The organism is Luteolibacter sp. SL250 (assembly GCF_026625605.1).
Classification (GTDB): Bacteria; Verrucomicrobiota; Verrucomicrobiia; order Verrucomicrobiales; family Akkermansiaceae; genus Luteolibacter.
On the sequence record NZ_CP113054.1, the window covers coordinates 1638815 to 1663382 of the forward strand.

14 protein-coding genes are annotated in these 24568 nt (G+C 63.9%); 3 read left to right on the forward strand and 11 right to left on the reverse strand.

Annotated elements, in window-relative coordinates; genetic code table 11:
* Window positions 1-8 precede the first annotated feature (8 nt).
* Window positions 9-3155: a DUF1800 family protein gene (locus tag OVA24_RS07250; protein ID WP_267674531.1), complete on the reverse strand. Its 3147-nt coding sequence runs from the start codon at window positions 3153-3155 to the stop codon at window positions 9-11.
* Between the two features lie 217 nt (window positions 3156-3372).
* Window positions 3373-4104 (reverse strand): PEP-CTERM sorting domain-containing protein, encoded by a 732-nt coding sequence (locus OVA24_RS07255; protein ID WP_267674532.1) that lies wholly within the window; start codon window positions 4102-4104, stop codon window positions 3373-3375.
* 125 nt (window positions 4105-4229) lie between these two features.
* Here OVA24_RS07255 and OVA24_RS07260 point away from each other — a divergent pair, with 125 nt between their 5' ends.
* Genes OVA24_RS07260 through OVA24_RS07270 form a run of 3 tightly spaced genes read left to right on the forward strand, consistent with a single transcriptional unit; the run spans window position 4230 to window position 8551 of the window.
* The gene (locus tag OVA24_RS07260; RefSeq protein ID WP_267674533.1) at window positions 4230-6320 is read left to right on the forward strand and encodes a sensor histidine kinase; all 2091 of its coding nucleotides are present in this window, start codon (window positions 4230-4232) and stop codon (window positions 6318-6320) included.
* Window positions 6317-6943 carry a response regulator transcription factor gene (locus OVA24_RS07265; protein WP_267674534.1) on the forward strand — a complete coding sequence of 209 codons (627 nt, stop codon included), beginning with the start codon at window positions 6317-6319 and terminating at the stop codon, window positions 6941-6943. Before OVA24_RS07260 ends, OVA24_RS07265 begins: the two co-directional genes overlap by 4 nt.
* 6 nt (window positions 6944-6949) lie before the next feature.
* Window positions 6950-8551 (forward strand): FAD-dependent oxidoreductase, encoded by a 1602-nt coding sequence (locus OVA24_RS07270; RefSeq protein WP_267674535.1) that lies wholly within the window; start codon window positions 6950-6952, stop codon window positions 8549-8551.
* A 24-nt stretch (window positions 8552-8575) separates the two neighbouring features.
* On the opposite strand, the gene OVA24_RS07275 is transcribed toward OVA24_RS07270, so the two are convergent.
* The 9 genes from OVA24_RS07275 to OVA24_RS07315 form a co-directional block, all read right to left on the reverse strand.
* The gene (locus OVA24_RS07275) at window positions 8576-9883 is read right to left on the reverse strand and encodes a hypothetical protein (RefSeq protein ID WP_267674536.1); all 1308 of its coding nucleotides are present in this window, start codon (window positions 9881-9883) and stop codon (window positions 8576-8578) included.
* Window positions 9880-11166, reverse strand: a complete 1287-nt coding sequence (locus OVA24_RS07280) for a hypothetical protein (protein WP_267674537.1) — start codon at window positions 11164-11166, stop codon at window positions 9880-9882. Before OVA24_RS07280 ends, OVA24_RS07275 begins: the two co-directional genes overlap by 4 nt.
* 43 nt (window positions 11167-11209) lie before the next feature.
* On the reverse strand, window positions 11210-14458 hold the full coding sequence (locus OVA24_RS07285) for a DUF7133 domain-containing protein (RefSeq protein WP_267674538.1): 3249 nt from the start codon (window positions 14456-14458) through the stop codon (window positions 11210-11212).
* A 290-nt stretch (window positions 14459-14748) separates the two neighbouring features.
* Entirely contained in the window at window positions 14749-16017 is a 1269-nt protein-coding gene (locus OVA24_RS07290) for a DUF1501 domain-containing protein (protein WP_267674539.1), read from the reverse strand.
* 30 nt (window positions 16018-16047) lie between these two features.
* The gene (locus OVA24_RS07295; protein ID WP_267674540.1) at window positions 16048-19821 is read right to left on the reverse strand and encodes a DUF1553 domain-containing protein; all 3774 of its coding nucleotides are present in this window, start codon (window positions 19819-19821) and stop codon (window positions 16048-16050) included.
* A gap of 104 nt (window positions 19822-19925) precedes the next feature.
* On the reverse strand, window positions 19926-20558 hold the full coding sequence (locus tag OVA24_RS07300) for a response regulator (RefSeq protein ID WP_267674541.1): 633 nt from the start codon (window positions 20556-20558) through the stop codon (window positions 19926-19928).
* Window positions 20559-20571: 13 nt separating this feature from the next.
* Complete coding sequence (locus OVA24_RS07305; RefSeq protein WP_267674542.1) at window positions 20572-22620, reverse strand: sensor histidine kinase; 2049 nt, start codon at window positions 22618-22620, stop codon at window positions 20572-20574.
* A 59-nt stretch (window positions 22621-22679) separates the two neighbouring features.
* Entirely contained in the window at window positions 22680-23537 is an 858-nt protein-coding gene (locus OVA24_RS07310) for a carbon-nitrogen hydrolase (protein WP_267674543.1), read from the reverse strand.
* 157 nt (window positions 23538-23694) lie between these two features.
* Window positions 23695-24546, reverse strand: coding sequence for an endonuclease/exonuclease/phosphatase family protein (locus OVA24_RS07315; protein ID WP_267674544.1), 852 nt, complete (start codon window positions 24544-24546; stop codon window positions 23695-23697).
* Window positions 24547-24568 lie beyond the last annotated feature (22 nt).

Genomic DNA, 24568 nt, shown 5'->3' on the forward strand with positions numbered 1-24568 from the left:
AGATCGGGTTATTTCTGGGTGACGCAGACGGGGGAGGACATGACCAGCCAGATCCCGGTTTTGATGCGGTCCCGCATGTAGGTTGCCTGGTTGGAGGCGCTGTTCGAGTTGTTGCTTGTCGAGCGGATGGAGACCATCGCATCGTGGATGATCTTCCGCGGCTTGCCGGGGGAGTTTCCAAAGCGCGCCTTCAGCTCGCCCGCGCACAGCAGCAGGTCGATGCGTTCAAGCACCGCGTCGCAGGCATTGGTGATGGCGGTGGTGTTGTTGAACGCTCCCGTGTCCAGACTGGTGATGGTGCCGTCGTTGTTGGTGTCCATCACCGCCATGTAGAGCGCTTCCAGAGGGGTGAAATCCGAGAAGATCCGTTGCGACGTCTGGCCGGTGTATCCGACGGTGGTCGAGAGCCCCCCGCTTGCGTAGATGCCGTTGTAGAGGAAATTGGTCGCGTTCACCGTGCTGGTCTCGTTCGCGATCTGGAGTTCCGGAGACAACAGGCCGTTGGCGGACAGGACACCGGGAGGGGAGTAGTCGGGAAGGAACCAGTTGAAGACATTGGGCGCGGCGAGCGGCGACTGCCCGACCGTGGTCGCCGTGGAGTTGAGCTGGTAACGGCCGATGCCCGCGGTGAACTTGTCCACTTCGTCCTCCGGGTACCCGAACGCAAGCAGGTCGGTGAGCGGCATGGTGGATTTCGCGCCGAAGGCCCGGAGGAATGCGGTGGCGCGGATGATCGGCTCCTTGACCTTGCCGGAGCTGGCCAGGGTGATCGCGTCCTGCGGTGAGCGCGCTTCCGGATCCAGCAGGATCTTCCGGATCACGGCGGGGAAATTTCCACCCGTGGTGCGGAATTCCTCGGAAACGCGGTAGAGGTAACCGGCGGACGGATTCGCGGTGACGAGGCGCTGGATCAATCTCCGGCAGATGAACGGCGCCGTGTTGGGATGGACGTTCAGGTGGTTGAGGACAGCCGCCAGATCCTGATCTCCGGTCTGTCCGGAAGGGAGCGAAAGGCCGATCATCGACTTCGCGCCGGTATCGTGGTTAGCGGCGAACACCTTCATCGGGTTCGTCCACTGGGCCTCGAAGTAGCTGCTGCCGTTGTTCTGGTTGAACGTGTTGTTGTCGACCGGGGTGGGACTTGTGGAACTGTTGCGCTTGGAGAACGACCAGCCGGTGAACACCCGTGCCATCTCCGTGATGTCCGTCTGGTCATACGTCGGGATCGGCGAGCCATTGCCGTCCAGTTTCAGCGAACCATCCGGGTGCAGGGCGACCAGTCCGATCGAGAACAACTGCATGATCTCCCGCGCGTAGTTTTCGTCCGGGGAAACCAGCAGGTTGCCGCCGCTGTCATAGGTCGCCTTGGAGTTCCGCAGGTGGGACAGGTAGTAGCCCATCATGGGGCTCCTGGACACGTTCTCGAGGACCGTCCGGAAGTCGCCGGAGGCCGCACCGCGCAGCATGTCATAATAGTTCGCGGCACCGTAGGCACGGTTGTTGACGATCGCGTCGTTCTCCGAAATCACGAAGATTTCACTCAGCGCGAACCCGAAGCGCTCCTTGAGCTGGCTCTTGGAGGCCATCGCCAGCAGCCACCAACCGCGGCGGCGGTTGATCTGGAGGACGGAATAGTCGGCTCCGCGGATCGACCATTCCTCTGCGTTCGCGGCCGTGGTGTAGGTCAGGAGCGACGGCGGAACCATTCCCAACTGTTCGTCGATCCATTGGCTGTAGGCGGCGATGCGGTCGCCGCCCGCATTGGCCACGCGGGCCTTCATGTCGTTGATCGATTCCAACGTCGGACCGAAGGTCGCCTGGGTGAGGAAGCGTGCGATGTCCCGTTCCAATTCCGCATCCGCCAGCGGGTCGATCGGTCCGGGGGTGGAGGGTGGCTGGAATTCCGTGGAGCCGGAGGTGGGCTGGAAGTTGCCCTCGATCTCGCCGGTGACATGCGCCTGGGTGAAGACGCCCAGCTTCACATTGCCCGCGAGCAGCGCATCCAGGACTTCCTGGTCCTTGAGGAAGGACTGGCTCGCACGCAGCAGCCACTGCTGGCCACCGTAGTTCACCGGCTGCACGGACTGCAGGATGGAGGAGGCCGCGTTGAGCACCTGGGTCGAGTTGACCGGTGAGTTCAGGTTGGAGAAGCTGACGGTGACGGTCGCCACGTCGTTGTCACCGGGAAGCCGCACGGTCGCGATGCCGCTGCCTTTGGAATCGACGCCATCGAGCGGGCGCAGGTAGGCGATGAGCAGGCGTTGGTTCGCAAGGGTGGGTTTCGCGTCCCGGATGGATACCGCCGCACTCTGCGGGGTTCCTGCGACGGTGATGTTGAGATGCTCCGGGACCTCGGTCAGGGCATCGGGCAGCGGCTTCACGCTCAACGTGGCGCTGGTGGCTCCGGCGTGGATGACCAGACGATGGGTGACGGGCTGGTCGTTCCCATCCCGGAGGGTGAAATCCGCGGCGGATGCGGAGGACTTCGTTGAATCCGCTTCGCCGTCGGTACGCAGGAAAATGGTGAATGGATACGGCGTGGCGCCGGGCAGGGTGTACGTGATCACCGCCAGCTCATTCTCCTTCTCATAGGCCGCCGCTGCGGTGGCTGTCACCGTCAGCGCGTTGCCGCGCCATGCCTGCACCATCGCCGTGGCAACCGCCAGGTCATTCCCGGCGGATGCCGACGGGAAGGAGGTGCCGTTATCCGGATCGAACCCTGATAGCTGGATCTCCGACCAGTTGTCCACGCCGTCGTTGTCAGAGTCGGTGTCGCTGGCCACCACACGGTAGAACCCCTGGGTGTCTCCGGCGGCCGGTGTGAAAACGTGGCTGCCTGCGCTTGTCGCAATGTGGGGTTCACCGACGGGATCCCACGGACCGGCCGGGCTTGGTCCGGACACAACCTGATATTTCTTTCCGGGCTGGGTCAGCGCGGTGAGGGAGATGGCGGTGCCATCCATGGTGATGGTCACCGTGTGGCGGGAGGAGGCGTCACGGGGATCCGTGCCTGCGGCGGATTCGGCGGCGTTGCTCTGGCCGTCCCCGTCCGTGTCATCGGACGCGGCGAGACCGGTGGCATGGTAGCGCGCTTCCCAGACGTCACCCAAGCCATTCGCGTCAAGATCCAGCGCAAGTGCCGGGGCGACACTCATGGCGGCCGTCAATGAGGGCAGGAGAAGTTTTGAAGGCGGCATGGAATGGGTTTTTCGGAGCCATCCGTTCGCTAATTCCGCATGCCTTGAAAGTAAAGCTGATTTCTCCCGGCGCACGGGGTATCATTCCACATGATGCAATGCGCCTTCCGTCTGGTCTGGAATAGGGCCCGGCCCCGGGTGGATCGGCGGAAAGAAGCCCCGCCTGCCAGCCTTCTCACAAACGCTTTCTGCGGAACGTGAGGAGCCCGGCACCCATCAGGAGGGAGCTGAGGAATGCAGGCTCCGGAACGGCGTCCGCGGTGAGCTGGATGTTGTCGAAGCGGAAGCTGGTGGTGTTCCCTGCGTGCCCGACGGTGAAGCGGATCTGGACGTCTGATTGTCCTTCGATCGCATCGAGGGACGACAGGTTGTAGTTCATCGCAACATAGCTGTTGTTCGTGAAGTTCCCCAGATTCGCTCCCGGTACGGATGTGAAGGCGCCCCCTCCGATGCTGTACTCGATCGCGCTGAATGCGGAGGCGCGTGGTTCGCTTCCGCCCTGCGCGGAGCGGACGTCCATCCGTATCATCAGATTCTGGATGTTGGTGAGATTGAGGGAGATCGTAAGTGCATCCGAGCCCACGGTGGTGGTGCCGTTCCAGCCGAATGCGAATCCAGCACCGGTTGCGTTGGCGACGCCATTCCATGTATTGCCCTGGAAATCCTGGAATGTCGCCGCACCGCCGGGCATGCCGCCGCCCGCGATCACATGGGTGCCGGCGAGCGAGATGCCCGGGGTCACCGGAAAGGTGGAGGCCGTTGCGTCGGGGTTGAAGGATCCCCCATTGGCGATTGCATCCTGTTCGGTCTGGGCGGACCAGAAGGCATTGACGGTGGCCCCATGGAGAGTGGCGGAGGTTCCGGAGAGGATAACGGAAAGGAGGATGGTGGCGGTGGGAATTTTCATGAAGGAGCGGCTTTTGGATTTATTCGGATGGATTGGATCATGTCTGGCTCCGGATCGTCCACCCCCCGAACGGTTGGTATTTGCGGCTTCCCCCGGTGGGTCGTGGCCGTGCTAGATAGGGGGACATGCCCTTGTCCCGATCATGGATATCACTGCTCACCCTGGCGATGACCTGCCAGGGGCAGGAGATCCCGGTGGTCACGCAGGCGAAGGATCTCTACCGGCTGAACCGCGCGGAAATGCTGTACCCCACGCCGGTGCGCATCCGGGGCGTCGTCACCTACAACCGCGGCGACGAGTTCAACGACTTCACCATGCAGGACGAAACCGGCGGTCTGGTGGCGGATGCCCCCGGCACCGCCAACCAACTGATGATCGGCCTGGTGCCCGGGCAGGAGGTGGTGATCGAAGGTGTCACGATGGTGAACCCTCCACCCACCCCGAGGGTAAAGGTGGAGAAACTCATTCCCGGCAGGATGGCAGGTCTTCCCGCGCCGCTCCCGTTCACACCGGAGGCATTGCTGGGAGGTGCGGGCCGGCTTTGCCATGTCGAGTTCTCCGGCGTGATCCGTGAAGCGCATGTTGACACGAAACTGGAGCCGCCCCGGCTCATCCTTTCCCTCGGGCCTCCAGGGAGCCGGCTGGCGGTGTGGCTGGCGAGGTTTGACGACGTCTCCATGGCCGCGTTGAAGCCGGATACCCGTGTGCGGGTCCACGGTGTCTCGATGTCCTGGACCAGTGCGAATCTCCAACCCTACTCGACCTTCGTGGTTGTCCAGGACCCCACACAGATCGAGGTCCTTTCTCCTCCCTCCGACACGGGGAAACTGCCGGTCACTCCCATCGGGCAGCTCCTGTCCACCGTGCCGGAGGGATTTGAAAACCGCAGGCAGCGGATTTCCGGAACGGTCACCCTGCGGTGGTCCGATGAAGCGGTGGTGATCCAGGATGATACCGGCGGCATCCTTTCCTATCCGGCCGCGGGGGAGATGCCCGCCATCGGTGACCGGGTGGATTGTGTGGGCTTTCTCAGTCCGGACCGCGGCCGGGTGATCCTCGATGAATCGTCCTACGGTGATTTCCGTCCCGGTGCGCCACCACTTCCGGAGCTGGTCTCCGCGGATCTCCTGCTGAACGAGGCTCCGATCAAAGACCGGGACGCGCTTCTGGTCAGCACCACCGGCGTGTTCAGGAGTTCCGGGCGCAGCGGCACCCATGGTCTCATCCAGGTTGAGTCCGAAGGTGTGATGTTCGATGTGGTGTTTCCTCCCGGGGGAGCGCTTTCCCCGGAGGTGCTTCCCGGTAGCTTGATCGAGGTCACCGGAGTGGCGAAGTTCGTCTTCACCGGACGGTCCACCACGGCGGGGGGGCGGGCGCTCGACCGGTTTGAGATCCATCTTCCCACCATGGCGGGGATCAAGGTGCTGTCGGCCCCTTCGTGGTGGACTCCGCGGCGTTTCGCGGTGGTCGCCGGGGTGATCCTCTTCTGCCTCCTGCTTTCCTTGCTCTGGGTCATCTCCCTGCGTCGCCGCGTGGCTGCGCGCAGCGCCCTGCTGGTGAGGGAGATCCGCGCCCGCCATGAACAGCGGGTCCTGCTGGAGGAACGTGCCCGGCTGGCCGGGGATCTCCACGACACCCTTTCCCAATCGTTGTCCGGAGCCGTCGTGCAGATGGAACTCGCTGATTCGCTCGACGCATCGCCAGCGGCGGAAACCCACCGCCTGCTCGCCCGGCGTCTGATCAACCGCAGCTATGAGGATCTCCGCCGCGCGGTGTGGGATCTGACCCCCAGTGTCCTGCTCAATCAGGATCTCCCCTCCGCGCTCCGCTCCGTCGCCGGAGAACAGTCCGCGGACCACAACTGCGGAATCACCATCGAAGCCGGGGAGGATCTGCCGGGCCTCCCCGAGCGGTCGCGCTCGCACCTCCTCCGCATCTGCCAGGAAGCCATCCACAATGCGATCCGGCACGGCGCCGCGTCAGAGATCCGCGTTTCCCTCAAGCAGGTGGAGGACAGCATGCTGCTCGTCATCAGGGACAATGGCCGCGGCTTTGATCCGGGAAAGATACCCGGGCCGACGGATGGCCATTTCGGCCTCAGTTCCATGAGGAACCGTGTCCTTCGTCTCGGGGGGGCGTTCGGTGTCGATACATCCCCGGCCGGCACCGTTGTCAGTGTCACCGTCCCCATCGCTCCCGTTCCTGATTGCGCATGAAAAATCCCGTCCGTCTCCTGCTTGCCGATGATCACGCGATTGTCATCGCGGGGCTGACCGCGCTCCTGGGGCTTGAGCCGGGGTTTGAAGTCGTGGCGACGGCGGAGGACGGTGAGGAAGCGGTCAGGAAGTACGACGAACACCGTCCGGACGTGGCGCTGATCGATCTGCGGATGCCGGGGATGGGAGGCATCGAAGCCGCCCGGCGCATCATCTCCCGGCACCCGGGTGCACGCATCCTGATCATTTCCACCTTTGAGAGCGAAGAGGACATCCACCGCGCGCTGCAGGCAGGTGTCGGCGGCTACCTTCTCAAGGGCTCGAAGCGCCCCGAACTGGTCGCGGCCATCCGTGCGGTGTTCGAAGGGAAGCGCTGGCTTTCCGCTCCTGTCGCCCGTCTCGCCGCGGAGCGTGCCAAGCAACCCGAGCTGACCGCGCGTCAGGTGGAGGTCCTCGATCTTGTTTCAAAAGGCCTCAGCACCAAGGAAATGGCCGTGATCCTGGGCCTGACGAGCGAGGGTACGAAACATCACCTCCAGCAGATCTACCAGAAGCTCGGAGTCTCCACCCGGGCGGAAGCCACCTCCGAAGCGCTCCGCCGCGGCATTCTCCACCCAGACTGAACATTCATGAACAAGTACCTGACACTCCTGCTCAGTGGCACCATCGCCGGTGCATCCGCCCGGGAAATCCGCACGGACATCGTCGTCTACAGCGGTGTTCCATGCGGCATCGCCGCCGCCATCACCGCCGCCCGTGAAGGCGCGGATGTCATCCTCATCGAGCCTGAAAAGCATGTCGGCGGACTCTCCACCAGCGGCATCAACACCGCGGAGTCCGAGCACATGCTGAAATGGACCATCGGTGGATTCGCCGACGAGTTCTACCGCGAACTGGGCAAGCACTACGGAAAGGGCGACAGCCCCGAATACTACTTTGAATCGAGCGTGGCGCAGAAGGCGTATGACGCCATGCTGGCGAAGTCCGGAGTCGGCATCCACCAGGGGGCACGTGTCGAGAAGGTAGCCAAGGAAGGGGGCCGCATCACCTCCATCACCCTCGCCGACGGATCCGTCGTGCATGGAAAGGTTTTCATCGATGCCAGCTACGAAGGTGACCTCATGGCCCGTGCCGGTGTGGACTACCGCATCGGCCGGGAAGCGAAGGCGGAGTTCGGCGAGGAGGCCGCGGGCGTCCGCTTCGACAAGACCCCGCGCAAGGCGCCGACCGTCGATGCCGACGGCAAGCTCCTTCCCGGCATCACGGCCTGGGCGAAGGACCTCAAGGAAGGTGACGCCCATCCGGCGCCGATGAACTACAACTTCCGCTTCACGGTGGCCAAGGACCCGGCGCTGCGGGTTCCTTTCCCCGCTCCGGAAAACTACGATCCGAAGCGCTACGCCATGCTTGCGGCCTGGTTGAAATCCCGGACCACACAGGGGCAGAAGACCAGGTTCGAGGACGTCATCGATCTCTACGCCCGGCGCAACGGCAAGTTCGAGATGAACAACAGCCAGGCGGCGATCTTTTCGCTGGGTCACTTCGGCGGTCAGTTCGAGTGGGCGGACGCCAGCTACGAGAAGCGTAAGGAGATCTTCGATGATCACATGGACTACTCGCTCGGCCTCATCCACTTCCTGGGCAACGACGCATCCGTCCCGGAGAACATCCGTGCGGAGGCGAAGACCATCGGCCTCCACAAGGATGAGTTCACGGACAACGGGAACCTTCCCTACCAGTTGTATGTCCGCGAGGCACGGCGCATGCGCGGCGAATACGTCGTCCGCCAGCAGGATGTGCAGGATGACCGGAGGAAGGAAGACAGCATCGGCATCAGCAGCCATTTCATCGACAGCCACCACGTTCAGCGTCTCGCGGTTTCAGAGACGGAGTTTGTCAATGAAGGGCGGATCTGGCGGATGGGCTACGCCTTCCAGATTCCCTACCGTTCCCTGACCCCCAAGGCAGGGCAGGCGGACAATCTGCTGGTGCCCGGCGCGGCGAGCTTCACCCATGTGGCCTTCTGTACGCTGCGGTTGGAAAGTGTCTGGATGATCACCGGCCACGCGGCAGGCGTGGCCGCAGCCATGGCCTCCAAGGACGGCGTGGCCGTCCGCAACGTTCCGATCAAAGCACTCCAGGAAAAGCTCCGCGCGCAGAAGCAGGTGGTGGACTTCATCGAAGGCCAGCCGGAGAAGTGCGAGAAGCTGAACGGCCCTCCTGAGTTCTGAAGCGATGCCTGAGCGTGTCTTCCGTCACTTCTCCGGAACGGCCTTCATCCGGGTGACTTCCTCCGGCGTGAGGGAGAAGCGCTTTTCCGCATCGGTGAAGAAGAGGCGGAGACGGTTCAGCTGCTGGATGGCGTAGTCAGGAAGAGGATCTTCCCCGGGATCGGGCGGATCGGGTTCGAGCGTCCTACGGTTTCCGTCATAGACGGTGGCCAGTTGGCGGAGCATGTCCCCGCGGGGGATGACTTCCATGACCGCGAAGGCCTTGTCCCTTTCATGGATGTTCTTCGTCAGGGCAGAGGCGAGGATCTTCCGGTCCGCGGGAGGGAGTGCGCCGGCGAGCGCGGCGACGGCACCCACGGAGATGCTGCGGGCGGAGGTGGCGATATCCGCCAGGCAGGCTGCACGGTCCGAAGGCGGGAGTTCCGCGAGGCGGGCGGTGGCCCAGGCTGTGCCTAGCTCCGTGCCGTCCCGCAGCAGATGGGCATTGAAGATGGAAGGGAATGGCCCTCCGTGGGAATCCGGCCCGAGGCTCTTGTCCTGGAGTCGGTTTCGGGTGGCCGCCCATGCTGCGTCCGGATTCCGTATCGCCCATTGGTAAAGCGGGGCCGAGAGATTGGCCTTTCCGGAGAGGGTGGTGAACAGACCGGCGAAATCGAAGCCATCCGGGTAGGTGACGCCGTGGAAAGAAGGTTCCTTGAGATCGAACAAGGCGATGAGGCGGAGGGCCTCCGCCGGATCCCCGCGCTCCAGCGCCCCCTTCAGGACGTTCTCGCCAACCACCCGCCGGAGGTAGTCCTTTTCCGTGGATTGATAGGTGTCGAGCCATGTCTTCGCGAGCAGCGGCTGGTCTTTCGCTGCACCTGTGATGATCGCACGGAGGAGATACTCGCGGAGAATTTCCGATGGGATGGCGGATGCCCACTCATGAGTGGCGGCGTCATCCCGGCGGTAGAGTTCCACAGCGGCGAGTCCGATCAGGTCCCAATGCGCCATCAGTTCCCTGGACGGTACCGCAGCGGACAGGAAGGCGTGCTGGGCGAGGATCATCTCCTTCAGCGCGGGCGTGGGAATGCGGGCGAGTGCAAGACTTTCCGGGAATTCTCCTTTTGATTGGTTTTCCCGCAGACGGCGAAGACCGGCGAGATCGTGAGCGGGGGAGGGGGACGCTGCTGCTGTGGGGCGGCCCGGACGGACGGGCGCGGGAATGTCTGTGGCGCTCTCCGTGCCACCGGATGCAGGCGGGGCGGAATGGAGTTGCCTGCCGATGAGGATGCCACCGGCGGCAAGCACGGACAATAGGGCGGGATGGAGCAGCGGTATGCCGTGTTTCATTCCTGTTCCTCCTTCTCGAAGCGTTTCAGGATGGCATCCACACGCGCGTCACCAGCGCCCCACTCGCGGAGTTTCTCGCGGAAGGTATCATCCTTCGCCGCATCAGGATCCGTGTAGATGGGGCGGCTGGGATTGATGGGCTGCACGGTTTCCAGAAAGCGGAGGCGTTCCTCCGGCTCCGGGATCTGCTCCAGCAGCCGGAGTGTCTGGCGGTGCTTTCCGTAAAATAAACCCTGCACGGCGTAACCCAGGACCTCCCGGTGGATGGGGGTATCTTTGGCGGCGTTCAGGGTGCGGACGGCGAAGGCGGGTTCATCGATCCAGGAGGATGATCTGAGGTTGAGCAGTTCCGCACGCGGACCGGGCTCCATGGCGACCATTTTTCCATTGAACCATGCCTGGGTTTCCGGCTCGATGCCCAGACGGCTGGAAACATAGGTAAGCGCCTTGTCGCCGTGGTTCTCCTGCAGCCACTGGAAAGCGGCTTCCCGGTCACGCTTCATCCAACTGCCGAAGATGGAACCTGCCGCCGCCGCCGATCCCTCTGTGGTGAAGGCGACCTCCGCCGAGGACAGCAGTCCGGGAAAGTCGAATCCCTCCGGAAAGGTGACGCCGGGAAGCACACCCAGGCCGCCGATGTGGAGGGTGTGGAAACCCACTTCGAATCCATCCGCCCTCAGTCCGCGCATGAGGGCCGTCATCTCTCCCACACCTTTTGAAGCCGCAGTGGTCAGGTTGATGTCGATGATGTGCTGGTGCAGTCCGGCATCGTACAATCCGCGTTTCGTGCGGAGGAATTCCATCCCTTCCGCGGCGCGTTCCGCAGGCCAACGGCAAAGGAGGATCCAGGAAAGGTTGGATGCCTTTTCCGGCGTCAGTCCGTCGAAAAAACCCATCGCGGAATCGAAATCCCTGCCGATGAGTCCGCTGAACAGCAGCGGGGTGAGTCCCAGCTTGCCCGCACTGTGGAGGAGCAACTCCGGGTGGAGCAGGCTTTCCTCCAGCGCGGCGCGGATTTCTTCATCCGTCCAGTCCGCCAGTACGGCGAGGAGGGGATCCGGCGGCGGCTCGGCGGGATCCGGGGTCCGCGCACGGATGGCGCGGAGGAAATCATCGGACGTCCATGGCTTGCCGGATGCGCGGGAATCACTCTCCCGGTGATGGGACGAGCGGGATGCCTTTCCTTTCTCCGTTCCTCCTTCTCCGCGTCCGGCGGTGGCCCATCCCACCCACACGGCCAGCGCGGGCACGGTGAGGTAGAGGATGGGGAGCCGGGGATTCATGGATGCGTGACAAGTGGGGCTGGCATCCTCGCTTCACCGAGGATCACTTCTTCGACAGCGCTTCCAGATAGTCGAGCAGGCCGGCGAATTCCTTGATGGTGAGGCTGGCGGCGAGGCCGGGCGGCATCATCGAGATCGGCGGCTTCTCGCGGCTGGCGATGTTCTTGGCGTCGATGTTGGTTTCCTTTCCGGTGATGTCCCGCAGGGTCACTTTCTCCGCGCTTTCGAACGTCACAAAGCCGACGTGGCTGTGGCCGTCCTTGGTGGTGATGGCGTTGGTGGCGAAGCCTTGGGAAACCGTCTTGTTCGGATCAAGGATGGCCTCGGCCAGTTCGGCCCGCTTGTAGGTCTGGGCGATGTTGCCAAGGTAGGGGCCTTTCTGCGGCTGGCTCTCTTCCGTGGTGTGGCAGGTGTTGCAGGAGACGCGGTTGAAGATCTGCTCACCGGCGGCGGCGTCACCCTTCGTTTTCATGATCCGTTTGATGACCTCCTCGTTTTTCAGCGAGCCGACGAGCGGGCCGCTGGCGGCGGTTTTCTTCTCCAGTTTCATGCCCTTGGCGGCGTTCTGCGCGACCTTGGCCACCTCCTTGTCAGGATCGTCCAGGGCGGCGAGCACCTTGTCCGCATAATGGTTGTGCTTGAGCTGGGCGACGGCGCGGAGGATCTGCACGCGGCGCTTCGTGTCCTTCCATCCCTCGTCCAGCGCGTTGGTGGCGGCGGCGCGGGATTCCGGCGTTCCGTCCTTGCGCGCGCTGAGCTTGAGGAGCGCGGCATCCGCCCAGCGTGCGGCGGGCGTCCCGACCTTCGCGGCCTCTTCCTCCAGTGCGTGGTGGTGGTTCTCCAGCTTCTGGGAGTCGAGGAAGGCGTTCTGCGCGGCCTCATTTTCCTTCCGCGCGCCGGACACCTTCGAGAGTGTCTCCAGCGTCTGGAGGCATGCGACGATGCCCTCGGTGCTGTCCGTCTTCGACAGGGAAATGATGACGTTCATCAGCAGGGTGGCGGCGGCGGTCGGCTCCATGGAGGCCGGGTCCGTGTTGGCGGCGGTGATGAGCAGGGGGATGGCCTTGACCGGGATGGTCTCGGCGGTGGCGAGCTGGGCGGCGGCATCCGGCATCAGTTTCGGGTCTTTTTCGGCCAGCGAGAGAACCTTCTCCAGCGCGTCGTTGGACTGGATGCGGTTGCGGTTCATTTCCTTCACCAGGAAGGCGGATTCCTCCGCACCGGCACCGGCGAGGGCTTCCTTGAGCGCTTCCGCCACGCGTGGCGTCTCGCTCCATGCCTCCGGTTGGTAGTACGGTCCGCGCGTGTCCGGACGGGTGCCCCAGGAGTCGCCCTTCCATTCGCCGTCGTGGAAATAAAGGCGGCAGAGGGCGGAGAGGATGCCCTGGCGTTCTTCCAGGTCCTTGGTCTTGCCCAGCCATCCGATCAGACCGGTGACAACCTCCGGCTTGTGCATGCGGGCGAGGGCCTGCAGGGCGTCCGGTCGACCGCGGGATTCCGGATCGTGTTGCGGTCCGCCCGTGGTGTTGCCCGGCTCCGTGGTGTCACCGGCGGCATCCGCCAGATAGCTGAAGGCCAACTCATGGTCCTGCATCTTTGCCAGCGCCTGGACGGCGGTGTGGCGGACGAGCGTGTCGGAGTTGCCCAGCGTGAGATTGAAGACCGCTTTCCGTGTGGCGCGGTTCCACGCCGGGGAGGCGGAGATCATCCGGTTGAGCTGCACCAGGGTGGAGGGCTGGTTTTTCCAACCCTTCGGGATGGTGAAGCTGCCATCATGTTTCTTCGCCACCCAGTCCGCGTCTTCGGCGGTACCGCGGGCGACCAAGGCATCAAACGCGGGATCGGCGGGGAGCTTTGCGATAGCCTCAGAGAGTGCCTTGCCCTTTTCCGGGAAATGAGTGAAGGCCAGAAGGGCGGCGGCACGCGCGGCGATGGGCTTCGCGGGATCCGCGGCGAGCGCGGTGAGCCCGCTGACCGCGGCGTCTGGCAGTCCCCGGCGCATCAGCTCACGCTGCGCCTCAATCCGGCGGCGATAGCTTTCGGATTCGCAAAGCTTCACCAGGTCCGCGTCGGATGCCTTGCGGAAATCCGGCAGCGGTTCGGGCGTGAAGCCCTTCGGCTTCACCTGCACGATGAAGCCGACTTCCGGACCTTCCCAGTTGAAAGTCGCGCCTTTCCAGCTCGCCAGATAGACGCGGCTCATGGCGTCCACGTCACCATCGGTCGGGCGGTAGAGCTTGATGAACGGCTTCGGCGGTTCGGTCTCAGTGAAGGCGGCGCTCTTGATTTTCAGGCTGTGGCGCCACAGCGCGCCGGTGCCCCAGTCCGCGGTGAACGGCGCATTGTTCCACTCCCCGAAGCCCGGCTCGTCGATGTACACCGCGCCGCAGCCGGAGCCACCGCCGTAGTCCGCGATGGGCTGGATGATCTCGTCGCCGAAGTTCTTATAGAGCCGTGGATAGCCGTGGTCGCCGATGCCGGTGAACTGGTGGAAGCGCACGTTCCAGCCGCCGCCGTCGTTCGTATTGTCCCGGGTGAACATGTCCATCTCCGGGCTGATGGCCACCTCCAGGATGTTCCGTGTGCCGGTCGCGTAGATCTGGATGTCGGAGCCGTCAGGCCTCACGCGGATGACGCCGCCGTTGCGGTGCTGGAGCGTCTTTCCATCGGAACCGGTCGCCTTTATGAAGGCGAAGTCACCGCCCGCGATGTAGAGCCAGCCGTCCACCCCCATGCTGATGCCGTTGGTGGTGTGGTCCGCCGGGCGGTCCGGGAAGCCGAAGGCGATGTCGCTGACCAGGCGCTTGCTTTCTTCCGCAACTCCGTCGCCGTCCTTGTCGATGAAGGCCGTCAGGTGCGGCGGGTGGATCACATACAGGCGGTCGTTGTCCCACAGCACGCCGCGCGGGGAGTCGATCTCGCAGAAAACCTTTGTCTCATCCGCACGGCCGTCGCCGTCCGTGTCACGCAGGCGGATGACCCGTCCGCGTTTCGGTGCCTTGCCCTGCGCGCCGTTGCCGTCGCTGGCGACGTAGAGATCGCCGTTCGGGGCGGCAGCGAGGAACACCGGATAGTTCGCGGCGGAAGCCGTGGCGAACAGGGAAACGTCGAAATCCTCCGGCACGGTGACCCCTTTCAGGATCTCCGCCTCCTGCTCCGGGGTGAGCTTCGTGATGGAAGGCGGCGGATTGCCCTCCTGGGCGAACGGATCGTTCGCCTTGTCATAGGCTTTCTTGTCCTGCGCGTGGGCGGCGAGGGTGAGGGCGAGCAGCGGGGAAAGTCGGCGGATCATGGGTTCAGGCGTCAGTCTGGGAGATTTTGCGGGAAGGGGAAGCTATTCGTGGAAGACGGAGAGAATCTTTCAGTGAGGGCGATCTGAAGGGGCGGGCTTTACGTGGATGTGGCTGGGTCATCCTGGCCCAAGCCGATGCCGGGACTTCCAGCCCCGTCTTTTCAGGGTGCTGTCTGATAGGTCCCGCCCCCGTAGAATCACAGGCTCCCCAAAAAAATGCTCCGGACTTTCGTCCGGAGCATTCCATTGGGATTCGGTAACAGCTTGGGCCGGGTTGGCCCAGCCACAGCTTAGGTGAACAACGCGGCGATGGGCACACCGCCATCGGTGATGGGCACCGGGCGCGTGGAGTCCATCAGCTCGTGGCTCGGATTGATGCCGAGCGCGGCGTGGATGGTGGCGTGGAAGTCGGGGGTGGAGACCGGTTTCTCGGCGATCTTCTTTGAAAGGTCGTCCGTGGTGCCGTAGGCGCCCTTGTGGTTGAGTCCGCCGCCGGCGAGGACCATGGTGAAGGCGGCTGCCTGGTGGCCGCGGCCGCCGCCGCCATCGAACTCCGGCGGACGGCCGAACTCCGTGGCGACCACGACCAACGTCTTGTCCAGGAGCTTCTTCTGCTCCAGGTCCTTGATCAGTGTGGCAAGCACCTGGTCGAGTTCACGGATGAGGACGTGCTGCTGGAGCTGGCCCGCGTTGTGGGTGTCCCAGCCGGTGCCGTTCACCCAGCCCGGGTTGTGGGAGACCTCCACGAAACGCACGCCGTCCTGGATCAGGCGGCGGGCGACGAGGCAGCGCTCGCCGAACTCACCGGCGTAGCCGTTGCGGATGTCGGACGGTTCATTCGACAGGTCGAAGTTGCGGATGAACTCCGGCCCGGCGAGACGCAGCGCCTCGACCTGGGCGGATTCATAGTCGGCGATGGTGGAGTCCTTCGGCACACCGGCGGTGATCGGCTCCAGCAGTTGCTTGCGCGCGTCCATCCGCTTCGTGTCGAGGTATTCCGGACGGGTGAACCCGGCGGGGCCGGCCTTCACGTCCGTGAGGTAGATGTTCCCATACTTCGAGCCAAGGAAGCCCGGGCCGCGGCTGACGCTGGGGAAGCCGATGAGCATGTAGGCGGGCACCTTCGGGTTCGCGGAGCCGCGCTGGTGCGCCACGATCGAGCCGATGGACGGATAGATGGTGCTGCCGCTGATCGGCCGGCCGGTGTGGACGAAGTTGGTGGCGATGGCGTGCTCCTGGCCGGAACCGTGGTGGACGGTGCGCACGGCGGTCATGCGGTCCATCAGCTTCGCGCAGTTGCCCAGATGCTCCGTCACGTTCACGCCGGGAACGACCGTCGGGATCGACTCATAGTCGGAGCCGGCGACCATCGGCTTCTTGCCGGTGCCGCGGCGTTTCGGGTCGAAGGTGTCGATCTGGGACATGCCACCGCCGAGCCAGATGAAGATGCAGTGCTCGGCCTTGCCCTTCGGCATGGAGGCAACATGGGTGGTGTTCGCCAGAGCCGGGCCGGCCAGTGAGGCGAAGGCGGAGGTTTTGAGGAAGGAACGGCGGTTCATGGTTTTTCGCGTTGGGATGAAATGGAGGAATCAGCGGTTGAATACAAGTTCGGGGGAGTTGAGGACCGCCCACAGGACGTCCTCCATGCGCTGGCGCCAGTCGGCGTCCAGGCGTCCGGTCGGCGGGTCACCGGCACGGGCGGCGAGCTGCTGCTCGTGGCGCAGCACGTTCGCGGCGGCGTCCAGGTGGTTCGACCAGGAGACATACTTCTCCGGGCGGCGCTCGGCCTTCACGGCAACGGGGATGGTGGTGCTCTTCACGCGGGTGTCGAAACCGGCGGCGAGATAGGCGCTGTATTTCGCGCGTTCCTGGTCGTTCGGCTTGCGGGTGAGGATGCGGAGGAACATCTGGTCCAGCAGTTGGTCCACCGTCTGGTCCTGCAGCGCCAGTTCCGTCATGCCATGGTCATCGCTCAGGCGGGTGAGCCAGATGCCCATGGTGCCGTTGCTGATGATGGCGGGTTGCAGCGCGTTCGGGGAAATCTCCCGTGCGTTGGTCGCATCCTGGCGGGCGCCCTTCCAGCCGAAGGCCTCCAGCACGTCGGCGACGGCCTGGATGCGTGGCAGGGCGAGGGACGGACGGTCACGCTCGTTTGAAGTGCTGGTCAGCATCCACGCCCGGGTCGGCTTGCCGAGGGAGATGGAGTTCTTCAGGTCCCGGCGGCCGTCGATGTCCAGGCTGACCTCCTCCGTGCGGAACGGCTTGCCGGTCGAGGCGAAGAGGGCGTCCACGATGGTCTCCGCATCCAGACGGCGCGGGGCGGGGGAGGTGTAGAGCGGGCTGGTGTCACGCAGGCGGGTGTCGATCGCGCGCTGATAGGCGTTCGAGTTGAGGATCACCCGTGCCAGGTTCTTCATGCTGTAGTTCTGGCGCACCAGTTCACGGCCCAGCCATTTCAGAAGCTCCGGGTGGGTCGGCTCGTTCTTCTCCCAATCCTCGACGGGCTCGACGATGCCGCGTCCCATGAACTGCTTCCAGATGCGGTTGGCCATCACCTGGGCGAAGCGTTCGTTCTGTGGCGCGGTGATCAGGGCGGCCAGCACGTCACGGGTGCTCTTCTGGTCTTCCGCCAGCGCGAGGCCCACATCTTCCGCGACGAATTTTCCGAATGGCCATGCCGGGGTCACCTTCGAGCCGGGAGGCAGCGTCACCTTGATCAGCGGCTTGCGGCCGCCCACGGAAAGTTTGTCCATCGGCACGCTGCTGGTGGCGGGCACGCCGACGGGTTTTGTCTCCAGCATCGCCGCGAGCTGGAAAAGCTGCTCCTGCGTGCTTTCATGGGCCGGTGCGTCATGGCAGCGCGCGCACTTCATCTCGATGCCGAGGAAGGCGGTGCTGACGATGGTGCCTTTCTGAGCCATCGGCACGTCATTTCCTGCGGCCACACCGAATCCGGCGGGGCCACCGAAGCGGTTGCTGCCGTTCATCCGCACCAGTTCGGTGACGAAAAGATCCAGCGGCTTGTCATCCAGCAGGGACTCATGGATCCACCAGCGGAACGGGCCCGTGTTGTTGAGCGTGGGGTTGAGCATGTTCGGGTTCTCCGCGAGGACGTCCTGCCAGTAGCCCATCCACTTGTCCGCCCATCGGTCATCCGCGAGCAGGCGGTCGATCGTCTTTGCGCGCTTGTCCTTGTCCGTGCTTTTGGTGAAAGCCTCGATTTCCTCCACGGTCGGCGGCACGCCGATGGTGTCCAGGGAGACACGGCGCAGGAAGGAGAGGTCGTCGCTCAGGCCCGTGACATCGGTGTATTCCACGTTCAGCTCCGGCCAGTTCGCACCTTCGTCGATCCAGCGCTTGATGAGTTCCTGCTGCTCCTTGGTCAGCGGATCACCCTTCGGTGGCATGATGTAGTCCTCATCCGTCTGGGTGATGCGGTCGTAGAGGGAACTCTTGTCCGCGTGTCCGGGGGTGATGGCCGGTCCATCGGATTTGCCACCCTTGATGGCGTGTTCCAGCGTGTTGAGCTGGAGGTCGCCCTTCGTCTTGTTGCCCTGGTGGCAACTGAAGCACTTTGTTTCCAGAATGGGCATCACTTCCTTGTAGAAGTTCACGCCTTCCTTCTTCGCTTCGGAGTACTGGTGGGCCACCTTGTCGATCTTCTGGTTGACGAAGCGGTCGATGGCGTTGCCTTCCGGATAGCCGGACACCGCCGCCGGGGCGGGGACCTGCTGTGCCGAGGAAAGATACTTCTCCGCTTCCTTCCTGCGCTTGTCCCAGTAGGCGGCGTGCTTCGCGCGGGCATCCGCACGGCGCTGCTGGTTGAAATCCTGGAGCCAGGCACGGCGTTCGGTTTCGTATTCCGTCCAGCCCTTGTCATTGTAGGCGACTTTGCGGGAGCCTGGGGAGAGCAGTTCCCATGTGTCCGTGCCTTGGTGGGAGATGGCCACGACCGCCTCGCCGATCTCCGGTCTGCGGCGCGCGTTGCCGACGACTCCGCCGACCATGGTTTCGAAGGACACGAGGTGCTCGCCGCCCTTCGTTTCGAATTCGCACCAGGCTTCCTCCGTGCCGGGAGGCGCGAAGCGGAAGTCCGCGCCGCCGAGATCGAGGAACTTGTCCTGTTCAGAAACATGGTTGTGGCCGCCGCTGTCCGCCTTGGTGAAGGAGGTCAGGATCAGTTGCTTGCCGTCGATATGGAGCCGGGAGGAACTGCGGGCGCGGACCAGCAGGCGGTGCTTGCCGGCGGGGATCTTCACCTTTGCGGAGGCGCGCATGATGCTCGGGATCGGCCGGTCCTCACGGACACCAGTGTCCACGTATTTGTGGGGCAGCTCGAAGAAGCCGAAGACATCCTCCGTGTAGTGTTCGCTTTCAGGAGGTTGGATGGCCGGCCAGGAATTCTTCGGCGGAACTTTCTCACAGATCTGGACGAGCACCTTTCCGGCGGGGATCTGGGCGACCTCCACGACGGCTGGCGGCGGGACGAACACGTAGCGCTGGGAGAGGGTGGCGTCCGCAACGGCACCGCGGTACACGGCGACCTCATCGATGGAACCGTTGAGCGTGTTGCCTGGACCTCCACCGTTGCCGGTGCCGATCATGACGTCATCCGCATCGCTCACCGGAGGCTCGGTGGTTTTGCCCGCCATGTCCCAGGCACCTTTCGTGATCTTCTTGCCATCGACATGGGCGGTGACGCTGTCCGGCTTGCCGAAAGTGTAGGTGACGGCCACATGGTGCCAGCCGGAGCCGGCGGTGAAGCCCTCCGCGGCCACCCAGCGGTGGTAGCCTTCTTCCTTGGTCTTCTCGTTGCGGCTGCGGAAAAGGAAGGTCGGGAGCGCCTCGCCGCCTTCGTTCTTCAGGCGCAGCGCCCAGTTCTGGTTCTCAGCGGTGAAAGCCTTCTTGCGGTTCCGGCCCTTGCCGATGAGGTAGATGTAGGAGCCGTTCTTGAGATCTTCGATCCTCACCCATGCCTCGATGGTGATGGTTTCACCTTGGACGAAGCGCAGGTTCACCCCGGGGACATCCGTTTCCTTCACCAGGATCGATCCGTCGCCGCCTTCCAGGTCGAGCGCCATGTTGCCCGCTGCGAACGATGGATAGATCGGTGCCTGCGGCCCGTTGCCGGAGATCTTCGCCTTGCCTCCGGGCTTGCCGGGGAAGTCGCCGTCAAAGGTCCATTTGACGAGCGGCGGGATGACCGGGATTTTCACCGAGTCGTTCTGCGCGGCTTCCTGCGGCGGGGCGTCATTGGTGGCATCCGGGGAATCCGCCTGGTCCGCGTCGTTGGCGGCGAAGGCGATCGCCACGGCGGACGCCGCGGCGAGGGTGAGGTAGGTGCTGGAACGGAGCGGAGACATGGGTTGGAACTACCTGCATGAAACGCCGGAATCCGTTCCGGTGCAATTCGGTAAAAGGGGGAGAGGGTACTCCCACTTTCGGGTGATATGGCAGGGAGCCGCCCTCAGACTTCGATCAACCCGCGGCGCAGGGCTTCCGTGACGGCCTGGGTGCGGTCCTGGGCACCAAGCTTCGCCATCAGGTTGCTCACGTGCCGTTTCACGGTGTCCTCGCTGAGGCCCAGGTCGGATGCGACTTCCTTGTTGCTGCGGCCCTTGGCGATGAGGGCCAGCACCTCCCGCTCTCGCGGGCTGGGTTCCGGACGGCTGAGCCGTTCGGCCAGCCGCTGGGCGATCTCCCGCGGCAGGTAGCGGTTGCCCTTGGAAACCTGGCGCACGGCCTCCAGCAGGTCTTCCCGCGGGGCGGCCTTCTGCAGGTAGCCGAGCGCCCCGGCGCGGATGGCGCGGTAGATGTCCTCGTCCCGTGCGAACGATGAGAAGACCAGGATCCTCGCCGCGGGGTGGTCTTGGGAGATCCGGGAAACGGCATCCACACCATTGGTTTCACCCATCTGCAGGTCCATCAGCACGACGTCCGGGTGGTGGGTCTCATACGCGGTGACGGCTTCGTTCGCGTCGGCGGCCTCCGCGACCACGCTCATGTCATCCTCCAGGGCGAGGGATGCGGCCAGCCCGCTGCGGACCACGAAATGGTCGTCCACCAGAAGGAGACGCAACGGTTGGGAGGCATCCTGCATGGGGTGACTGTTCCTATGCGGCGGAAGGGATGGCAAGCACGACTTCCACGCAGGCGCCTTCACCGGGCTTGCTGCGGATGTCCAGCTCCGCGCCCAGCTTGCGCACGCGCTCTTTCATCCCCTGCAGCCCGAAGTGGCCGGACGCGTTAGACTTCCCTCCGACGTCAAAGCCCGCGCCATCATCCTCCACCTTGAGGTGCATGGCGCCGGGTGCGTGGGTGAGGGAAATCCGGACACGCTTCGCGGACGAGTATTTGATGGCGTTGTTGACAGCCTCCCGTGCGATCCGCAGCAGATGGTGCTGGACCAGGGGAGGGACTGCGGGCAGGTCCGCCATCGCGGAGTAGTCCAGCGGGATGACGGTGGTGGTCTGCAGGTGGTCGATGAGGATGCCGAGCGAGGTTTCCAGCGGCTCGGAATGCTGGGACTCATCCCGCAGGTCCCATACGAAATCCCGGGTTTCCGTCTGGAGCCGGAAAAGGAGCTTCCGCAACTGGTCGAGCAAGCCCTTCGCCTTTTCATCGGCCACCCGGGGCACTGCGGCATCCAGCCGCAGGGACAGCCCGGCCAGCTCCTGTTCGAGTGTATCGTGGAACTCGCGGGCGATGCGCTGGCGTTCCTCGATCATCGCTTCTCGTTGGGCCTTCACCTCGATGATCTTCACCTGGCGGGCGACCTGGCGTTGCAGGACAGCCGCCCAGACGAGGACGAGGAGAGCGGCTCCGGCCACCACGCCGAGCATGATGGACAGCTTGGTTGAGTTCCACCAACTGGGGGCTGAAAGGAGGGTGACATCATCCGGTGAGCGCAGCCAGAGTTCATGGGCGGCTGGGGCTGCCCGGTAGCTCCGGCTGGTGCTCCGCACCTCCTTGACCAGCCAGATGCCGGTGAAGCGTGCTTCACTCCCCGGATCGACCGGAGGCAGCTTCCAACCGTGGGAGATGATGCGGAGGGTATCCGTGGGGGTCCGGATGATGAAGGTGCTGTCGTCCGCGAGTTGCTGGATGACCGTGCCCTCGATGGTGACGAGATCCGCGTCGAGCGCGCCGCTGTTGATCTGGGTCGCTCCCGGCTTGATGGCTGGGGGAGGGGCTTGGCCATGTGAGGTGACCCGCAGTGTGGCGTCCGCCAGCATCGCACTGAATCCCCCCATTTCAGGAAACCCCAGAGCCTCCACATGGTCTCCTGCCCGTAGTCCCGGGGATGGACCGGCCATGATGACGCGGACGCTGCGGTTGTCCTGGCGGATGAACACGCTGCCATGGATCTGCGGTCCCAGGGCGGTTCCGGAAATTTTCACCCGGTGGCTGGCCGCACCCGCCCTGGCAAAGTCGAAAAGCGAAGACAGCGGTGTGTCCGCCGTTCCATAGGGATCCGCTGGAGGAGACTGGATGACTGTGATCGAGTTTCCGTCGCTCGCACGGAGATAGGGATAAACGAGCTGCCGGTGGTCATTGATGGCTCCTGCCGCCAGTCCCCGGATACGTACCTCGGCATCAACCAGGGAGGATCCGTCCTCCGGTGCCTGGTCGAACTGGACCTCCAGGATGCCGCCTTCCACGTTCAGGCGGAGTTTGCCGGTGGTCTCCCCGGTGAGTTCGAAAGAACGGCCGACGCCCGTCACTTCCACGAATTCATAGTGGTGCTGGCCGGTTTCCAGTTCGCGGAGCGTGAGTGTCCGGGGTTGGGGCGGAGGGCCTGCGGAAAGGACGTCCACCTTCGAGGGGATGATGCCGCCGATATACAGACCGGGGAATCTCACCCCCTTGATGGAGATCATCTGTCCGGGTTGGTAGCTGCTGGAGCGGCTGCTGCGGAAAAACGTCGCCCCGCTTTCATCCCGGATGAAGGTGGTGCCATTCGGATCGATGAACGTGATGGTGGCTGACGCCAGGCTCACCGCCGGTTGCAGCAGCGACGTGTTCGGGAGCCGTGCGATCGCGCTGGCCGTGGTCAGGACCGGTGCCTTCGGGTCGATCTTCGGCGTCTGCGCGAGGAGGTCTCCCGGAAAACAGGCGGAGAGAAGGAAAAGGAGCGCGGCTTTTTTCAGGAATCGCGGCACGGTCCGTTCATGCTCCTCCGGGGTTGGTCATCCGGCGAGGATTTTCGGCGTCGTCCCTGTCACGCCCTCCAGCGCTTCGTCAGATCGCCATAGGCGTCGATGCGGCGGTCGCGGAAGAAAGGCCAGATCCGGCGGAAATCCTCCACCTTCTTGTAGTCCACGTCGTGGTAGAGGATCTCCTCGTTTTCCGTGGAAGCCTTCGCGACCAGCTCACCGTAGGGGTTCGCTACGAAGGATCGGCCCCAGAATTCGGTGCCGTCGTGGGTGCCGCTGCGGTTGATGGCGGCGAGGTAGCAGCCGTTCGCAACCGCATGGCCGCGCTGCACCGTCTCCCAGGCGCAGTGCTGGGCCGCGCCGAGTTCCTCCTTTTCCGCGGGCAGCCAGCCGATCGCCGTCGGGTAGATGAGCAGCTCCGCACCGCCCAGCGCCATCAGTCGGGCGGCCTCAGGGTACCACTGGTCCCAGCAGATGAGGACGCCGATCTTGCCGAAGCGCGTGTCCCACACCGGCCAGCCGGTGTCCCCGGGCGTGAAGTAGAATTTTTCCTCGAAGCCGGGGTCCTGCGGGATGTGGGACTTCCGGTAGAGGCCCAGCAGGCTGCCGTCCGCATCATGGATCGCGGCGGTGTTGTGGTAGAGGCCGGGTCCCCGGTGTTCGAAGAGTGAGGAAATGAGGACGATGCCCAGCTCCGCCGCCAGCTTGCCAAGGCGGTCCGTCACCGGTCCCGGAAGCTTGTCGGCAAGGTCGAAACGCTCCGTGTCCTCCACGGTGCAGAAATACGGGGTCAGGAAAAGCTCCTGGGTTGCCACGATCTGTGCGCCGCCTGCCGCTGCCTCGCGGATCAGCTTTTCATGGTGGTCGAACGCTTCCTCTTTGCTGGAGAAGGTGGCGGACTGGAGCAGGGCGAGGCGTGGCATGGCGGGAATCTAGGGCGGCACGGCGGAGAGACAAGACGCAAGAAAAGCCGGAGGGAGGTGGTTCAACCGCGAATGAACGCCAATGGACAAGAATCCTTCAGCCGATGATTTTTCCCATTGGCGTCCATTGGCGTCCATTGGCGGTTGATATTTTCCACTATTCCGCCCGCTCGCTGGAGTGGATGACCGGGTAGTGGTCGGAGATGGAGTTGAGCACCACATCCTGGCTGGTATGCACGGTGCGGACCTCCGCCGCCGTGCGGGGATCTGTGAGGATGAGATCGATCCTCTGGAGATACTTCACCTGATCGGTCGGGTCCGCGGCGTGTGGTTTCATGCGGGTGGGCACGGAAAAGTTGGCGGGCAGCGGCGCGCAGGAGTCCACCAGCCCCGCGTCCATGAAACCGCCGACCACCTGAGCGGAGAACTTCCCTCCGGTCAGGTTCGTGGGCTTCGCCGACCCGATGAGGATCCGCTGGGCATTGGTGAAGTCGATGTCGAGCGGCGACTTGTCGTTGAAATCCCCAAGGGCGAAGAGGCGGCGGTTTTCCCCCAGCAGTCCTTTCACCACCGGGACCAGCTTTTCCATTTCCCCCACCCGCACGGTGCGGTCGTGGGGGCAGAGGTGGATCACCAGAAAGTCGGTGTCCGCCGTGCGGACGTGCAGGCAGCCATGCCACAGGCCCTCGCGGATTTTCGCCACCACCGTGATGGGGGTGCGGGAGGTCAGTCCCACGGGAAAGCCATCCAGCTTCAGGATGGCACTGTGGCCGTGCCCCCAGATGGCGGAAGTTTCCGCGAGTTTCTTTTCGTCGAAGCCGTTGAGCTCCTGCAGCGCCACCACATCCGGTTGTTGCTTCCTCAGCCACTCCGCACCTTCGGTGATCCGTTCACCCCGGTTGAAGCCATAGAGGACGTTCCAACTGATCACCTTGAACTCCTTCGCCGCCGCAGGGAGGCAGCCCATGAGGGCGGTGGTGATGGCGATTCCGTATCGTAACCATTTCATAGCTGCCATGGACCAGGAATAT

What these genes read in the sequence shown, in the direction of transcription:
- OVA24_RS07250 (WP_267674531.1), bottom strand. Translation starts at nt 3,155, where the DNA reads ATGAGTGTCGCCCCGGCACTTGCGCTGGATCTTGACGCGAATGGCTTG.
- OVA24_RS07255 (WP_267674532.1), bottom strand. Translation starts at nt 4,104, where the DNA reads ATGAAAATTCCCACCGCCACCATCCTCCTTTCCGTTATCCTCTCCGGA.
- OVA24_RS07260 (WP_267674533.1), top strand. Translation starts at nt 4,230, where the DNA reads ATGCCCTTGTCCCGATCATGGATATCACTGCTCACCCTGGCGATGACC.
- OVA24_RS07265 (WP_267674534.1), top strand. Translation starts at nt 6,317, where the DNA reads ATGAAAAATCCCGTCCGTCTCCTGCTTGCCGATGATCACGCGATTGTC.
- OVA24_RS07270 (WP_267674535.1), top strand. Translation starts at nt 6,950, where the DNA reads ATGAACAAGTACCTGACACTCCTGCTCAGTGGCACCATCGCCGGTGCA.
- OVA24_RS07275 (WP_267674536.1), bottom strand. Translation starts at nt 9,883, where the DNA reads ATGAAACACGGCATACCGCTGCTCCATCCCGCCCTATTGTCCGTGCTT.
- OVA24_RS07280 (WP_267674537.1), bottom strand. Translation starts at nt 11,166, where the DNA reads ATGAATCCCCGGCTCCCCATCCTCTACCTCACCGTGCCCGCGCTGGCC.
- OVA24_RS07285 (WP_267674538.1), bottom strand. Translation starts at nt 14,458, where the DNA reads ATGATCCGCCGACTTTCCCCGCTGCTCGCCCTCACCCTCGCCGCCCAC.
- OVA24_RS07290 (WP_267674539.1), bottom strand. Translation starts at nt 16,017, where the DNA reads ATGAACCGCCGTTCCTTCCTCAAAACCTCCGCCTTCGCCTCACTGGCC.
- OVA24_RS07295 (WP_267674540.1), bottom strand. Translation starts at nt 19,821, where the DNA reads ATGTCTCCGCTCCGTTCCAGCACCTACCTCACCCTCGCCGCGGCGTCC.
- OVA24_RS07300 (WP_267674541.1), bottom strand. Translation starts at nt 20,558, where the DNA reads ATGCAGGATGCCTCCCAACCGTTGCGTCTCCTTCTGGTGGACGACCAT.
- OVA24_RS07310 (WP_267674543.1), bottom strand. Translation starts at nt 23,537, where the DNA reads ATGCCACGCCTCGCCCTGCTCCAGTCCGCCACCTTCTCCAGCAAAGAG.
- OVA24_RS07315 (WP_267674544.1), bottom strand. Translation starts at nt 24,546, where the DNA reads ATGAAATGGTTACGATACGGAATCGCCATCACCACCGCCCTCATGGGC.